This is a genomic window from Streptomyces sp. GbtcB7, from assembly GCF_019091445.1.
Taxonomy (GTDB): domain Bacteria; phylum Actinomycetota; class Actinomycetes; order Streptomycetales; family Streptomycetaceae; genus Streptomyces; species Streptomyces mirabilis.
Map to the genome: position 1 here is coordinate 40,880 of NZ_JAGXJM010000042.1, position 15,542 is coordinate 56,421.

The 15,542-nt window shown below is 71.7% G+C and carries 11 protein-coding genes; 5 read left to right on the forward strand and 6 right to left on the reverse strand.

Annotated features, from left to right (window positions below):
- Positions 1-17: 17 nt before the first annotated feature.
- Entirely contained in the window at positions 18-509 is a 492-nt protein-coding gene (locus tag KVT44_RS45415; RefSeq protein WP_217573955.1) for an SUKH-3 domain-containing protein, read from the reverse strand.
- Between the two features lie 82 nt (positions 510-591).
- Positions 592-1,101: a YwqJ-related putative deaminase gene (locus tag KVT44_RS45420; RefSeq protein WP_099922241.1), complete on the reverse strand. Its 510-nt coding sequence runs from the start codon at positions 1,099-1,101 to the stop codon at positions 592-594.
- 228 nt (positions 1,102-1,329) lie between these two features.
- Here KVT44_RS45420 and KVT44_RS45425 point away from each other — a divergent pair, with 228 nt between their 5' ends.
- From KVT44_RS45425 to KVT44_RS45435, 3 genes are all read left to right on the forward strand, one after another.
- Positions 1,330-2,316, forward strand: a complete 987-nt coding sequence (locus KVT44_RS45425) for an SMI1/KNR4 family protein (protein ID WP_075027292.1) — start codon at positions 1,330-1,332, stop codon at positions 2,314-2,316.
- Between the two features lie 7 nt (positions 2,317-2,323).
- Positions 2,324-5,113: an SUKH-4 family immunity protein gene (locus KVT44_RS45430; protein ID WP_217573957.1), complete on the forward strand. Its 2,790-nt coding sequence runs from the start codon at positions 2,324-2,326 to the stop codon at positions 5,111-5,113.
- A 187-nt stretch (positions 5,114-5,300) separates the two neighbouring features.
- A complete protein-coding gene (locus tag KVT44_RS45435) occupies positions 5,301-6,188 on the forward strand; it encodes a DivIVA domain-containing protein (RefSeq protein ID WP_217573959.1) in 888 nt (295 codons plus the stop codon).
- A 9-nt stretch (positions 6,189-6,197) separates the two neighbouring features.
- Here KVT44_RS45435 and KVT44_RS45440 read toward each other — a convergent pair whose 3' ends face one another.
- The 3 genes from KVT44_RS45440 to KVT44_RS45450 form a co-directional block, all read right to left on the reverse strand.
- Positions 6,198-7,808, reverse strand: coding sequence for a cation acetate symporter (locus KVT44_RS45440; RefSeq protein ID WP_099925616.1), 1,611 nt, complete (start codon positions 7,806-7,808; stop codon positions 6,198-6,200).
- A 32-nt stretch (positions 7,809-7,840) separates the two neighbouring features.
- Positions 7,841-8,350, reverse strand: coding sequence for a DUF485 domain-containing protein (locus tag KVT44_RS45445; protein WP_217573961.1), 510 nt, complete (start codon positions 8,348-8,350; stop codon positions 7,841-7,843).
- 224 nt (positions 8,351-8,574) lie between these two features.
- Positions 8,575-10,068: an MFS transporter gene (locus KVT44_RS45450; RefSeq protein ID WP_308314292.1), complete on the reverse strand. Its 1,494-nt coding sequence runs from the start codon at positions 10,066-10,068 to the stop codon at positions 8,575-8,577.
- Between the two features lie 409 nt (positions 10,069-10,477).
- Here KVT44_RS45450 and KVT44_RS45455 point away from each other — a divergent pair, with 409 nt between their 5' ends.
- Both KVT44_RS45455 and KVT44_RS45460 read left to right on the forward strand, forming a co-directional pair.
- Positions 10,478-11,266, forward strand: a complete 789-nt coding sequence (locus tag KVT44_RS45455; protein WP_099922246.1) for an ABC transporter ATP-binding protein — start codon at positions 10,478-10,480, stop codon at positions 11,264-11,266.
- Positions 11,263-13,830, forward strand: a complete 2,568-nt coding sequence (locus KVT44_RS45460; RefSeq protein WP_217573965.1) for an ABC transporter permease — start codon at positions 11,263-11,265, stop codon at positions 13,828-13,830. The genes KVT44_RS45455 and KVT44_RS45460 overlap by 4 nt, the downstream gene beginning before the upstream one ends.
- A 109-nt stretch (positions 13,831-13,939) precedes the next feature.
- On the opposite strand, the gene KVT44_RS45465 is transcribed toward KVT44_RS45460, so the two are convergent.
- The gene (locus KVT44_RS45465) at positions 13,940-15,388 is read right to left on the reverse strand and encodes a DUF2079 domain-containing protein (RefSeq protein WP_217573966.1); all 1,449 of its coding nucleotides are present in this window, start codon (positions 15,386-15,388) and stop codon (positions 13,940-13,942) included.
- Between the last annotated feature and the right edge of the window lie 154 nt (positions 15,389-15,542).

Here is a 15,542-nt window from a genome sequence, read left to right on the forward strand (position 1 = left end):
AACCCTCCCCGGGGCGGTCACGCGGTCAGGCGGACGGGGGCGATGCCGGACAGGAGGGTGCTGAGGGCGGTGTCGATCTCGGGGCCCAGGTACCAGTCGCCGGTGTGGTCGAGTGCGTAGACGCGGCCCTCGGAGTCGATGGCGAGCAGGGCGCGGGAGTCGGACTCCTCGCCGAGGGGGCAGACCTCGGTGTCCAGGGCGCGGCCGAGGTCGCCGAGGGTGCGGGCCATGTGGAGGCCGTGCAGGGGGTCGAAGTGGAGCGCGGTCAGCGCCAGCTGGCGGCCGGGCCCGGAGGGCTTCACGCGCAGTCCGCCGAATTCCGCCCACGCCTCCACCGCCGCGGGGAACACGGCGTGCCGGTGTCCCGCGGACGACTCGTGGCTCCGCAGCGCGTCGGCCCAGTACTCGGCCTGCTTTATGTCCCAGCGCCCGGGTTGCCACCCCGCGGAGCGCAGCGCGGCGTCCACGGGTACGGGGAAGCGTGTGGTAGAGGAGCGGTCGGCGTGCATCTGCCCTTCGTTCGTCGAGGGTCGGGACATCGGCGCGCTGGCGGGTGCGCCGTCGTACGTACGGGTGCGGGGATGGGGGAGTTCAGGAGCCGCCGGTCGTCGCGGTCGGGTCGACGACGCGGACGCCGAAGTGGTCGCTGAGCGCCGTGCAGGCGCGGCAGGGCGCGGCGAAGCTGCCGTGCAGCGGGTCGCCGTCCTCGCGGATCCGGCGTGCGGTGAGTTTGGCCTGTTTGAGGGCTTTGCGTGCCTCGCCGTTGGTCATCGGCTTGCGGGCGGCGCGTTTGCTGCGGGTGGCGTCGACGGTGGCGAGGTGTCGGGAGATGAGGATCGCCTCGGCGCAGCGGCCGGTGAAGCGGTCGCGTTGCGCGCTGGTGAGGGTGTCGAGGAAGTCCTGGACCAGCGGGTGAAGGGCGGGCGGCTGGTCGCCGCGGGCGGCGGTGCCGGTGAGGGTTTCGCCGCGTACGGAGAGGGCGGCGGCGACGGTGGGAAGTATGCCGTCGCGGCGGTGCAGGAGGGTGGGTGCGTGGGCCGCGTCGGTACTGCTCCAGCCGACGCGTGGGTCCCCGGACGTGCCCGTATGTGTCGCGTTCATGATCGTTCTTCCCTCCCGTGCATCCCCCGATGCGGCTACAGACTGCCAAATGGCGTGGCGGGTGCGGTAGCTGGGGCGCGCGACACGCCCGGGCTTCGTCATACCGTCACGGCGGGGTGACGGCAGGTCACGGAACCGGAGGCCCGGTGACCGGTGTCTTCCAACCGCATAGGCTGTCGATATCCGCGATCCACAAAGCTATTGAGAACGCCGCAGGGGGCAACCGCCATGACGACAGGTCGGCTCGGGCAGCAAGCCGCGCCGCCGAACGCGGCCTACGCCGGGCAGGTCGTGCATTTCCCGGATCCGGTCCGGGCCGCTCGCCACCCCAGGGGTGTGCGGGTCGACGCGCACGGCTACCCCGACTTCTCGCCGTACGCGCGTGCCGCCGCGGAGATCGCCGAACCCCCGGAGGGTTTCGGCGTGGACGAACTGCGGTTGACGGACTACGTGTCGGCGAACGCCGCGCTCGCCACCGCGGGGCACGACCTGTGGGACACGATTCCGCCCGTGGCCACTCCGCATGGTTGGACCTGGCACCACGTGCGGGGCACGCGGCGCCTGGAGCTCGTCCCCGTGGAGGTCAAGGCGCTGTTGCGGCATCACGGCGGCATCGCCACGGCGGCCGTCGATCACGGCAAGCGGGGGACGCGTCCGTTGCAGGACACGCGGCCCGCGCACTTCGGGCTGCCGAAGTCGTCGGTCGCGGTGAGCGAGCAGCAGGTGCTCGGGGTCGAGGAGGATCTCGGCTATCGGCTGCCGGGTGCCTATCGGTCCTTCCTGAAGGCCGCGGGCGGGTGCGCGCCGGTCGGTGCCGCGCTCGACGCGGAGCTGGGTCTGCTGGTGGACCAGCCGTTCTTCACGGTGCGCGAGGAAGCCGCCGTGAACGACCTCGTCTACATCAACAAGTGCCTGCGCGACCATCTGACCAAGGACTATCTGTGCGTCGGATTCGTGCAGGGTGGCCTGCTCGCCGTCAAGGTGAAGGGTGACGCGATCGGGTCGGTCTGGTTCTGCGCGTACGACGATGCCCGCGACCAGGACGCCTGGCCGCCGGCCGAGCGTGTGCAGCGGCTGTTGCTGCCCTGCGGCGCCGACTTCGACCAGTTCCTGTCCCGACTCGCGGGCAATCCACCGGAGTTGGAGACGGTGGCGAACCTGATGGTGGACGGTGGCTTCGCGCGCGCCGTTCCCGTCTCTTCCCTGGGGGAGTGAACGTCCGATGGTGACCTTCGCGCAGGCGCAGGAGCGCGCGGAAGAGTGGATCAACGGCGAGGTGCCCGGGTACCAGCACCGCGAGGTGCGGGTGCGGGAGTTCGAACTCGGGTTCGTGGTGTGGGCCGAGGACCGCGTCGACGGTCCGCGTTCCGACGGGGGCGCGCAGCGGCTCGTCATCGCGCGGGACAGCGGGGAGGCGACGCTCTGGCCCGGGCTGCCGGTCGGTGAGGTGATCCGCCGGTACGAGGAGGAGTACGGGGTGCCGCAGGCGTCCCCGGAAGCGGCCCCGGCGCCTCCGGCCCGGGTCGATCTGAACCAGACGTCATTCTTGCTGAGCCCTCCGGAGTGGTTGCAGGAGGCGGCGGACAAGCTGGGCATTCCGGATCGGCGGGCGGGTGCGACGGCCGGCGGTGCCAATGGTGCGGGTACCGGGGCCGGCCTCGGTGCGGGTTCCCACGCGGGTTCCCATGCCAACGGGGCTTCCGCGGCCGGTGGTTCGACGGCGCCCTCTCCCTCTTCTCCTCCCTCTCCTTCTTCTCCTTCGGACGCGCCGCCGCCGTGGCCCGCCGCCGCGGCCGGTGACGAGCGGGACGCGGGTCCGCGGGATGCCGTGGGGGCGCCGGGCGTGCCCGCTTCGGCGACTCCGTGGGCGGGGACGGACACCGCCGGGGACGGGGGCGAGGACCGTTCCGTGCCGCTGCCGGCGACCGTGTTCGCGCCGCCGCTGACCGACGTCGACGACAAGGCGGGTCCGGGTGCGCCGCCCGGTGTGACCCCGGACGCCAAGACGGCTCTGATGTCCGGCGGCAGTCAACTCCCGCGCACGGCGCAGGCGCCCGCGGTCGACGACCGCACGGCCCCGCCGGCGTACGGCTACCCACAGGCAGGCCCGGGTGCGCCGGGCACGCCGCCTCCGGGTGCGCCGGTTCCGGGTGTTCCGGCTCCTGGTGTTCCGCAGGGCACGCCTCCTTCTGGACCGCCGGCCGCGTACGGCTACCCGCAGGGGCCCGGTGGTGCTCCCGGGACGCCTCCTCCTCCCCCTCCGCCTCCCGGCGGTCCGCAGGGCACGCCCCCGCCCGGTGCGCCCGGGTACGGGTACCCGCAGGGGCAGGCTCCCGTCGCGCCGCCGCGGCCGTTGCCGCCGAACGCCGGTGACATCGCCGACGCCGCGACCAGCAAGGCGCAGGCGCCGCCGAGGGGCGCGCGAGGTGGTGGCGTGAGCGCGCCGCCTCCGCCGAGCGCCCCGGGCGTACCGGGTGTGAGGCCGGGGAGCGCCCCTCCGCCTCCGCCCCCGCCGCCGTCGTCCGGGCCCGGTGCTCCGGGCACCCCGGCGGGCGGGTACGTACCGACGCAGCTCGTCTCGCAGCTCGGCCCGAACGGGCCCGGAGTTCCTGGTGCGCCTGCCGCGCCCGGCGCTCCGCAGCCTCCGGGTGGTACGCCTCCCGGGGGTGTCCATCACGCCGCGACCATGCTGGCGGGTCCGCCCGCGGGTGCTCCCGGCGCGCCCCACCCTCCGGGTACGCCCGGTGCACCTGGTGCGCCTGGTGCACCGCAGCCGCCGGGCACCCCGCCCCCGGGCGGTGTCCATCACGCCGCCACCATGCTGGCTGGTCCTCCGGCTGGTCCTCCGGTTGCCGGTCCCGGTGTACCGCCGCCCCCGCAGGCTCCCGGCATGCCTCCGGGCGCGCCGCAGCCGATGCCGGGACAACCCATGCCCGGACAGCCGATGCCGGGACAGCCGATGCCCGGTCAGCCCGTGCCCGGTCAGCCCATGCCCCCGGGGCAGCAGCCTCCGGCGTACGGCTACCCGCAGGCCGGTCAGCCGACCGTCGGGCCGGGGTATCAGGCCGTACTGCGCTACCGCGCGCAGGACGGTTCCGAGCAGCAGTTGATCCGACGCTCGGCGCCGGGGACCCCGCACCCCGAGTGGCAGATCCTGCACGAGCTGCGCGCGATGAACGTGCCGCCGCAGCAAGTCCTGGAGCTGCACACGGAGTTGGAGTCGTGCGAGCTGCCGGGCGCGTACTGCGCGCGGATGATCCGGGAGAGCTGGCCGCAGGCGCGGATCACCAGCATCGCGCCGTACGGCACGGATCACGCGAGCCGTCAGCAGGGTATGCACCAGCTCCTCGCGCACCAGGGCGAGTTGCACCAGGTGGCGGACGGTCCCGCGCGTCCGGCGCCGGTGCGGGCGCCGATTCCGCCGGTGCAGCCCGCACCGCCGGTCCCGCCGGAGGCGATCGGGCAGGAGCTGGCGGCGGCGTTCGGGCCTGGTCTGTTCCGGTTCGACCAGGCCGCGGTGTCGCGGCAGGGTGTGCCGAACATCGTGGCGCACACGCTGGTGGTGGCCGGACTGCCGGTCGACATGGGCCCGTTCTTCTGGGCGCAGGCGCAGCCCGGCCGTCCGGTGCCGACGCTCGCCGAGCTGGCGCAGGAGCGTGGGGTGCAGCCGGCCGCGGACGCGGGCTCGTACCTCGTCATGGGCAGTGACTTCGGCAAGGCGATCTGTGTCCAGTACGGCACCGCGAACATCGTGGCCGTGCCGGTGGAGGCGGGTCCGGGCGGTGCCTCGGTGCCGCCGCAGTTCGTGAACACGGGGCTGCCCGAGTTCGCGCGCTGTCTGGCTCTGCTCGGCCGGATGTGGCGGCTGCGGTTCGGGCTCAACCAGGAGCAGGCGGGCCGCTGGACCGTCGACTTCCAGGCGCAGCTCGCCTCGCTCGACCCGGCGGCGCTCGGCTCGCCGGAGAGCTGGTGGTCGGTGCTGCTGGAGCAGATGTGGGACGGCTTGCTGTGATGCGGCGCTGAGCGTCCGTCAGGGAGCCGAAAGGGTTGGACCCGGTCGTATGACCGGGTCCAACCCTTTTTTTACGCGACTGACCGCTACGAATGCGCGGAGTGTCGCGTTATGAACACTTACGCCTGATCCACCAAGATATGCGCCAAATCGTGTAGTACGTCGCACAGTAGAGAGGGGCCCAGGGATGAGCAGCGCATCGGTGTCGCCGCACGGCTTCGTGGCCGTACGGGGGCGCGGTTACCGTCCCGAGCAGGTCGACGCGTACTTCGCTGCGCTCTCGCGGGTCCGCGACACCGCCTGGGAACGGGCCGCCCGGCTGACCGTCCTGGCCAAGGAGATGGACGCGGAGGCCGGGCGGCTGCGGGAGATCGTGGCGCGGCTGGCCCCGCAGACGTACGAGACGCTCGGCGAGCGCGCCTGCCGGATTCGCGAGCTAGGCGAGGAGGAGGCCGCGGCGGTGCGCGAGAACGCGCGGAGCGCGGCCCGGCTGGCCGTCGAGGAGGCCGAGGCGGAGGGGCGGCGGATGCGTGAGGCGGCGCAGGCGTACGCCGACGAGCTGCGCGGCGAGGCCGAGGAGCGCGCCCGGCACCGTCTCCTCGCCGCCCGCGCCGAGGCCGACGAGATGCGGATCGCCGCTCGTCGCGCGGTCAAGGAGGGCCGGGGGGAGGCGCTGGCGGCGCTGCGCGAGGTGCGGCAGCGCACCGAAGGCCTCCTCGCCGAGCAGGAGAAGGAGCGCGCCGAGCGCTGGGAGGAGGCGGAGCGCGCGGCGGTGGAGCGGGCGGCCGCGCTCGACGCGCACCACGTGGAGCGGGGGGTGCGCGCCGAGGCCGCGTTGGCCGAGGCCGAGCGTGCGTTGGCCGAGGCCGAGGAATTCGCTCGGCGCGGGCAGGAGGACGCGACGGCGCGGGCTGCTGAGGTGGTGGCCGAGGCTCGTGTTCGTGAGGAGCGGATCGTTCGGGAGACGGAGCGGGTGCTGCGTGAGCACGGGGAGCGGTGGGACGACGTACGGACGCAGATGGATCAGGTGCGTACGAGTCTCATGACGCTGACTGGGCGGGCACCGGTGGAGTAGCGCCGGCCCTTACGGCGTTCTCCGTACCGCCCCCGCCAGGATCCACCCCTCCACCGCCTCGTACTGTCTGCGCTGTTCCTCCGCCTTGCGGCGCCCGGAGATCACCGTCCCCAGCCACCCGTAGGCGAAGCCCAGGGGAATGGACACGAGGCCGGTGGTGGTGAAGGGGAACCAGTTGAAGTCGGCCTCGGGGAAGGCCGAAGTGGGGGAGCCGGAGACCAGGTTGGTGCCGGTCATGAGGATCAGGACGGTCAGCGTTCCGCCGATGAGGGTGCACAGGAGGCCCGTGCGGGTGTAGCGGCGCCAGAAGAGGCCGTAGACCAGCGCGGGCGCTATGGCCGAGGCGCCCAGGCAGAACGACAGCGTGACCAGGGGTTGCAGGCTGCGGTGCTGGACGAAGGTGGCGAGCAGGATCGCCGGTGCGCCGACCGCGAGCGCGGAGACCCGGGCGAGGGTCATCTCGCGGCGCGGGGACAGCTCCCGGATCCGCCCGGCGAACACGTCGTGGGCGAGGGAGTTGGCGCAGGCGAGGATCATCCCGGCGACCGAGGCGAGGAGCGTGAGGAAGATCGCCGTCGTCACGGTCGTGAAGAGGAGGGTCTCGGCCGTCGACACGTCCGGTCCGAACGCGGCCCTGGATCCCAGCAGGTACGCCGTGTTGCCCTGCGGGTCGGCGCCCGCGATCACGGACCGTCCGATCAGCGCCGTGGCCCCGAACCCGACGACCGTGATGACCAGCACGAAGACGGCCACGCAGGGCACCGCCCAGGACATCGAGCGGCGGACCTGACGGGCGCTGCCCGCGGTGTACATGCGCATGGTGATGTGCGGCAGGCATGCGCCGCCGAGGACGACGGTCAGCTCCGAACTGATCATGTCGATACGGGGGCTGGGTCCGCCCGCGAACTGCAGGCCGGAGTGCAGGAAGGCGGTTCCGACGCCGCTGTTGCGGGCGGCGGTGTCGAACAGGGCCCCGGGGTCCCAGCCGAAGCGCTGCAGGATGAGGGCGGAGACCACGGTGCCCGAGCCGAGCAGCATCACGATCTTCAGGATCTGGATGAGGGCGGTGCCCTTCATGCCGCCGATCGCCGCGTAGCTGATCATCAGTGTGCCGAGGCCGATGATGCAGCCGGTCTTGAGGGAGTCGCTGGAGAAACCGAGGATGAAGGCCAGCAGGTCGCCCGCGCCGGCGAGTTGGACCAGCATCAGCGGCAGCAGGGCGACGAGGGTCGCGGCGCACGCCGTGATGCGTACCGCGCGCCCCGGCATCCGTCGTGCGAGCGCGTCGCCCATGGTGAACCTGCCCGCGTTGCGCAGTGGTTCGGCCAGCAGGAACATCAGCAGCATCAGCGACAGGGCGGTGCTGAGGGCGAGGACGACACCGTCGTACCCGGCGAGGGCGATGACGCCGCCGGTGCCGAGGACGGTCGCGGCGGAGATGTAGTCCCCGGCGATGGCGAGGCCGTTGCGCATCGGCGACAGGGAGCCGTAGCCCGTGTAGAACTCGTCGAGATCGTCGCGGTCCGGTCCGGTCATCACGCACAGCAGCAGCGTGATCGTGGCGACGGCCGTGAACGCCACCAGTGACATGGCCCGCGCGGAACTGCTGAACCCGACCATGCTCGTCAGGGCGGTCACCTCGGACACCTGGCTCATCGGGCCGCCTCCCGCTTCGCGTCCAGCTGGGTCTGCCGGCGGATCCGGTCCGCGATCGGGTCGACTCGCCGGCGCGCGGTGTACTCGTACAGCCCGATCGCCAGGCAGGTCACCGGCACCTGGAGCAGGCCGAGCAGCAGTCCGGTCGGCAGTCCGCCGGAGACTTCGCTCGCCATCAGCCCCGGCGCGAACGCCGACAGGATGAGGAAGAGGGTGAAGTAGCCGAGCGCGGTGAGTGTCGCGACCCGCCGTTGCCGGCGGTAGGCGCCGCGCAGGACGCGGATGTCGCTGTGCCGGCCGAGCGCGGGGTGACGCGGTTGTCGCTTTCTCTCGGGCTCGGGTGGCTGGGGCTGCGGTTGCCAGGGATAGGTGAGGTGCGCGGGCGACGTGTGGTGGGGGAACGGGTGCGGGGACGGGTGTGGGGACGAGTGCGGCGGTGGGTGGAGCGGGTCGTACGGCGGCTGGTGCCGCCTCTGGTGCTCGGGGGACGAGAACGCGTCTTGCATCCCGTGATCTCCTTGCGTGGCTCGGGCCCGGTGCGGACCGCAGGGAGTTGGGGGGTGGGCGAGGCACGCACGCTACTCGCAGGTAGCCGGTATGCGGGAGGCTTTCACCAAACTGAGCGGTCGGTATGCGCTTACTTCGATGACCCGGGGTGTTACCCGTGTTTACACCGGGAGTTCACCGACAGTTCCACTCCGGCCCGGCCGCCCAGAGCGGCCGGCTCTCCTCAGTCCCCGGGATTCTTGATGACCGGAAAGCGCCGCGGTGCCACGAACAGCAGGACCAGGAAGGCGAGTGCGGCGGCGCCCGCCGCGCCGAGGTAGACGGCGTGGACCGCGTCGGCGACCGCGTGGCGCACATGTTCGGCGGGCGCGCCCGAGTCCAGCGCCCGCGTCACCGCGTCCAGGTCCCCGGCGCCGCCGAGCCGTGCGGCCAGCACCCCGTTGGCGATCGCGCCGAACAGGGTCGCGCCGATGGTCTGGCCGGTCTGGCGGCAGAAGAGGACCGACGCCGTCGTCGTGCCGCGCTCCTCCCAGCCGACCGTCGACTGGACGCCGATGATCAGGGGGAGTTGGAAGAGGCCCAGGGCGCCGCCCAGCAGGAGCATCAGCAGGGCCGGCTGCCAGGGCTCGCCGGGGTAGGGCAGGAAGGGGAAGGCGAGCAGGATCAGGGTCGCGGTGCCGATGCCGAGCATCGCGGTGTTGCGGAAGCCGATCCGCCCGTAGACGTGCTGGCTGAGCGCCGCCGACACCGGCCAGCTCAACGTCCACACGGAGAGCACGAATCCGGCGGCGACGGGCGCCAGACCGAGGACCGCCTGCGCGTACGTGGGCAGGAACACCGTGGGGGCGACCATGAGCAACCCCAGTGCGCCGAGCGCCAGGTTGACGGCCGCGATCGTGCGGCGCCGCCACACCCAGCCGGGGATGATCGGCTCCGCCGCCCGGCGCTCGATCACGACCACGACACCGATCAGCGCGAGTCCCGTACCGAACAGGGCGAGCGACGGGGCCGACAGCCAGTCCCAGGCGACCCCGCCCTGCACCAGCGCGGTGAGCAGCACACCGCCGCAGGCGAAGACGGCCAGCGCGCCCGCCCAGTCGATCCGGGGGCGGCGGCCGGAGGACTCCCGTACCGGCTCGTGCAGATGGCGGACGATCAACCACAGCGCCAGCGCGCCGATCGGCAGGTTGATGAGGAAGATCCAGCGCCAGTCGGCGTACGCGGCGAGAACCCCGCCGAGGGAGGGGCCCGCGATCGCCGAGGTCGCCCACACCGTGGACAGCTTGGCCTGGATCTTGGGGCGCTCCTTGAGCGGGTAGAGGTCCGCGGCGAGCGTCTGCACCGTGCCCTGCAACGCGCCGCCGCCCAGGCCCTGCACGATCCGGAAGGCGATGAGCGCGGCCATGTTCCAGGCGGTGGCGCACAGCAGCGAGCCGAGGAGGAAGACGGCGGCGCCCGCGACGAGGACCGGCTTGCGGCCGAAGGTGTCGGACAGCTTCCCGTACACCGGCAGGGTGACCGTCACCGCGAGCAGATAGCCCGAGAACAGCCAGGAGAAGACGGAGAAGCCGCCGAGGTCGCCGACGATCTGCGGTACGGCCGTGGAGACGATGGTGGAGTCGAGCGCGGCCAGCGCCATGGAGAGCATCAGGGCGGCGACGACGGCACCCCTGCGGCTGCGCGAGGCCGCCGGCTGCTCCGTCGCCGCGGCCCGTATTCCGGTGTCCCCCTGGCCCACTGAAGCGCCTCCCCTGATCGGTTCCCCCTGCAACTATCCGCCGTCCCCCACCATCTCACTTGACCTTCACGTAGCGGGAGGGTGGACGCTGACTGGGACCGAGGGTGGAGGCAACCCCGAGAGGGACTCCACCGAAGGGTGGACTGCCCCTAGGGGTCTCTCCCCACCAGGGGTCGGGGGGCGTTCGTACCGGCGGAGGACGAGACGGGGCGGAGCCGTCCTTAACCTGGCTTTATGCCGCTGAGGGCGGTGAGCCGAACCCGCGGGGGTGGGGTTTTCCCCCGTAGAAGACTGCGCTGGGCACCAGCGCGCCGGACCACCCCCCGCCACCAGACTTACCGACGTAGCGAAGAGCACTTCATCCGCTGACCGACATAGGAGATACACCGTGACATCGGCTGTGACCATTCCCAGGCACGGGGGCACTGGAGGGCGTACGGCCGTTGCCGCACGGGCGCGGCAGGTCGTCAAGGCGTACGGGTCCGGGGAGACCCGGGTCGTCGCCCTGGACCAGGTCGACGTGGACATCGCGCGGGGGCAGTTCACCGCGATCATGGGCCCCTCGGGGTCCGGCAAGTCCACGCTGATGCACTGCCTCGCCGGACTCGACACCGTGACGAGTGGCCAGATCCACCTCGACGAGACCGAGATCACCGGGCTCAAGGACAAGAAGCTCACGCAGCTGCGCCGGGACCGGATCGGGTTCATCTTCCAGGCGTTCAACCTGCTGCCGACGCTGAACGCGATAGAGAACATCACGCTGCCGATGGACATCGCGGGCCGCAAGCCGGACAAGGGCTGGCTCGACCAGGTCGTGGAGACCGTCGGGCTCGCCGACCGGCTCAAGCACCGGCCCAGCCAGCTCTCCGGCGGACAGCAGCAGCGCGTCGCGGTGGCGCGGGCACTCGCCGCGCGGCCCGAGATCATCTTCGGGGACGAGCCGACCGGAAACCTCGACTCCCGGGCGGGCGCCGAGGTGCTGGGCTTCCTGCGCCGCTCGGTGGACGAGCTCGGCCAGACCATCGTGATCGTGACGCACGACCCGGTGGCGGCCTCGTACTCGGACCGCGTGCTGTACCTCGCCGACGGCCGGATCGTCGACGAGATGTACCAGCCGACGGCCGATCAGGTCCTCGACCGCATGAAGGACTTCGACGCGCGGGGGCGTACGTCATGACCGTCCTGAAGACCTCGATGCGCAACTTCTTCGCGCACAAGGGGCGGATGGCGCTGTCGGCGGTCGCGGTGCTGCTGTCCGTGGCCTTCGTCTGCGGCACGCTGGTGTTCACCGACACCATGAACACGACGTTCGACAAGCTGTTCGCCGCCACCTCCTCCGACGTGACCGTCTCGCCGAAGACGGCCAAGAGCGACAGCACCCCGCAGAACGGCAGGCCCGACTCGCTGCCCGCCTCGGTCCTGGAGCGGGCCAAGAAGGCGGAGGGCGTCAAGTACGCCGAGGGCGCCGTCAGTTCGATGAACGTGACTGTCGTCAACAGCGCCAACAAGAACATGGGGTCGAGCACCGGGGCCCCGACGATCGCCGGCAACTGGACGCGCAACGACCTGCGTTCGATGGAGATCACCTCCGGTCACGCCCCGCGCGGGCCGACCGAGACGATGGTCGACGCCGACACCGCCGACAAGCACCACCTCAAGCTCGGCGACGAACTGCGCACCATCGCCGTCACCGGTGACTTCAAGGCCCGGATCGTCGGCATCGCCACCTTCAAGGTGACCAACCCCGGTGCCGCCGTCGTCTACTTCGACACCGCCACCGCCCAGCGCGAACTGCTCGGCACCACCGGCCGGTTCACCGACATCAACCTCTCCGCCGCCACCGGTGTCACCAACGACACGCTCAAGCAGAACGTCATCTCCTCCATCGGCGCCGGCGCGTACAAGGTGCAGACACAGAAGGAGTACGCCGACGAGAACCGCTCCGGCGTCGGCTCCTTCATGGACGTCATCAAGTACGCCATGCTCGGCTTCGCCGGGATCGCGTTCCTGGTCGGCATCTTCCTGATCATCAACACCTTCTCCATGCTGGTCGCCCAGCGCACCCGCGAGATCGGCCTGATGCGGGCGATCGGCTCGTCCCGCAAGCAGGTCAACCGGTCCGTCCTGGTCGAGGCGACCCTGCTCGGCGTCTTCGGCTCGATCCTCGGCGTCGGCGCGGGCGTCGGCCTCGCGGTCGGCCTGATGAAACTCATGTCGGCGGCGGGCATGGACCTGTCCACCCGCGATCTGACGGTCAAGGCGACGACCCCGGTCATCGGACTCGTGCTCGGTGTCGTGGTCACCGTCCTCGCCGCCTATCTGCCCGCCCGCCGGGCCGGCAAGGTCTCCCCGATGGCCGCGCTGCGCGACGCCGGTACACCGGCGGACGGCAAGGCCGGTCTCGTCCGCGGCATCATCGGCCTGGTCCTCACCGGCGCCGGAACCTTCGCGCTCTTCACGGCGGCGGGCGCCGACAAGGCGAGCGACGGTTCACTGGTGCTGGGCGCGGGAGTCGTCCTGACCCTGATCGGGTTCGTCATCATCGGCCCGCTGCTCGCCGGCGGTGTCGTCCGGGTGATCAGCGCGGTGCTGCTGCGCTTCTTCGGCCCCGTCGGACGGATGGCGGAGCGCAACGCGCTGCGCAACCCGCGCCGCACCGGAGCCACCGGCGCGGCCCTGATGATCGGCCTCGCCCTGGTCGCCTGCCTGTCGGTCGTCGGCTCGTCCATGGTCGCCTCCGCGACCGACGAACTCGACAAGTCGGTCGGCACCGACTTCATCATCCAGGGCAACCAGCGGATCGTCCCGCAGGCGGCGAAGGCCATCGAGACGACACCCGGTCTGGAACACGTCACGCACTACCGGGACATCGAGGCCAGGATCGTCGCCCCCGACGGCTTCTCGGACAGCGACGGCGTCACGGCCGCCGACCCCACCTACGCGCAGGACCTGCACCGCAAGACGACGGCCGGTGAACTGACCGCCGCCTACGGCAAGGACTCCATGTCCGTCGGCTCGGAGTTCGCCACCAAACACCACGTCAAGCTCGGCGACACCCTGACCGTCGCCTTCAAGGGCGGCAGCACGGCGAAGCTCAAGGTCGCCGCGATCACCGACGACGACGTGGTCATCGACCAGGGCGCGCGGTACCTCAGCACCGAGACCATGCGGAAGTACCTCCCGGCCAACCGGATCCCGCCGGACCAGATCATGTTCGCCAGCGCCAAGAACGGCCAGGAGAAGCAGGCGTACGCGGCCCTGAAGAAGTCCATGGAGCAGTACCCGCAGTACCAGGTCCGCGACCAGACCGACTACAAGCAGGAGCTCAAGGACCAGATCGGCCAGCTCCTGAACATGGTCTACGGCCTGCTCGCCCTCGCGATCGTCGTCGCCGTCCTCGGCGTGATCAACACCCTCGCCCTGTCGGTGGTGGAGCGGACGCGCGAGATCGGCCTGATGCGCGCCATCGGGATGTCCCGCCGCCAACTGCGCCGCATGATCCGCCTGGAGTCGGTCGTCATCGCCCTCTTCGGCGCGCTGCTCGGCCTCGGCCTGGGCATGGGCTGGGGTGCCACCGCCCAGAAGCTCCTCGCCCTGGAGGGCCTGAAGGTCCTGGAGATCCCCTGGCCGACCATCATCGGGGTCTTCATCGGCTCGGCGTTCGTGGGCCTGTTCGCCGCCCTGATCCCGGCGTTCCGGGCGGGCCGGATGAACGTACTGAACGCCATCGCCACCGACTAGCCGGCAGCAACAGCCGCCGCGAAGCCACCGTATACGGGGGTTACGGGGGACGGGCCCGGCCCAGGAGGACATCACCTCCTGGGCCGGGCCCGCGGTCGTACGCGGTGCCTCAGGTCCGCCGCTCCAGGAGTACGTAGCCGTAGGCGGCGCCCACGACGTCGTACGCGGCGTGGGGGTGCAGACGGCCGGCGTACGCCTGGACGTCCTGGATCGCGTGGTCGGAGTCGTCGAGGGCGATGAAGTCCGGGTTGACGCCACCGGTGTCGCCCGTCCAGAAGACCCGGCAGCGCGCGACGAGCCGACTGCTCGGGCCGACGTTCGCCTCGACGCTCGCCCCGTCCGGGACACGCGCCAGCAGCCGTTCTACGGCACTCACGCGCGCGGGCTTGCGATACGCGGCGGACTCGCCCAGCGCGGACAGCGGGAGCGAGGTCGTCAGCGCGAGCGCGGCCGCGACGACGGCCGTGGGCAGGTGCAGCGCATACGAGCGCAGCCACGGGCGCGGGCTCCAGCGGGCCCGGGAGAGCGCGTCGGCGAGGGCGAGGGAGAGGACCGGCATCAGGACGGCGCTGTAGTGCCAGTCCGTGCCCCAGTAGTGCGGGTCGGAGGAGAGGAAGCGCCAGCCCAGGGTCGGCAGGGCGACCAGGAGGAGCGGGGAGCGCAGGGCCAGCAGACCGGTGGTGGGGATCAGCAGCCAGGCGAGGGTGCGGAGTTTGGTGCCCAGGCCGTCGAGGGGATCACCGCCGGCCTTGTTCCAGTAGGTGTAGGTGTCCGCGGTGCTGAAGGCCGGGATCACCACCGTGAAGGTGAGCACCGCGGTCAGTACTCCGAGGACGGCGACCCCGAGCGCGCACAGGGCCGTACGCGGAGCGGGCTTCCGGGCCCGCACGGCCACGACCAGGGCGATCGCGGCCAGGGTGAGCCCGAGGTCCTCCTTGACGAGGACCAACGGGAACGCCCACAGCAGGGCCGCGCGCCACCGTCGCCCCAGGACCGCTTCCAGGGCGAAGGCGATCAGCGGGACGGCGAAACAGATCTCGTGGAAGTCGAAGTCGACGGCGCGCTGGATCCCCCACGACAGCCCGTACGCGAGACCCAGCGCGAGTCCCCGGGAGCGGCCGAGGAGCCGGGCGGCGGCACGGGTGACCGGGACCGCGGACAGGGCCAGCAGCGCGGCCTGGGCGACGAGGAGGGTGACCGGGGTGGGGAAGAGACGGTAGGCGGGCGCGAGGAGGGCGGTGACCGGGCTGAAGTGGTCGCCGAGAAGGTTGCTGCCCGGGCCCCTGAGATCGGCGACGGGGGCGCGAAGGTGGGCGTAGGCGCGGACGGCCTGCTCGAAGATGCCGAGGTCCCAGGAACGGGTCGCCAGATGCCGCCAGCGGCAGACCGACAGGGTCGCGTACGCGGTGAAGAGCAGGACCGCCAGGAGCTGGGGGTCGCGGGGGCGCCGGTCACGGGCGGGGACTGCCGTGACCGGCGGGGGTATGGGGGCGCTGTCGGTTCTTGGGGCGCTGTCGGTGTCGGTGGCGGTGTCGGCGGGGGTCGGGTTCGAGCTCATGCGGCTCCCGGTACGTGATCACGTGTCACGGGGTATACGCCGGGGACGAGGGATGTGGTTGACGGTTGGGGGTGGGGTGTGGTGCGGGTCACTTCCAGTGGGGTGGGGAGGGGGCTGGGTAGTTTGGCTGCGGGGCGGTGGGGGCTGGGCGCGC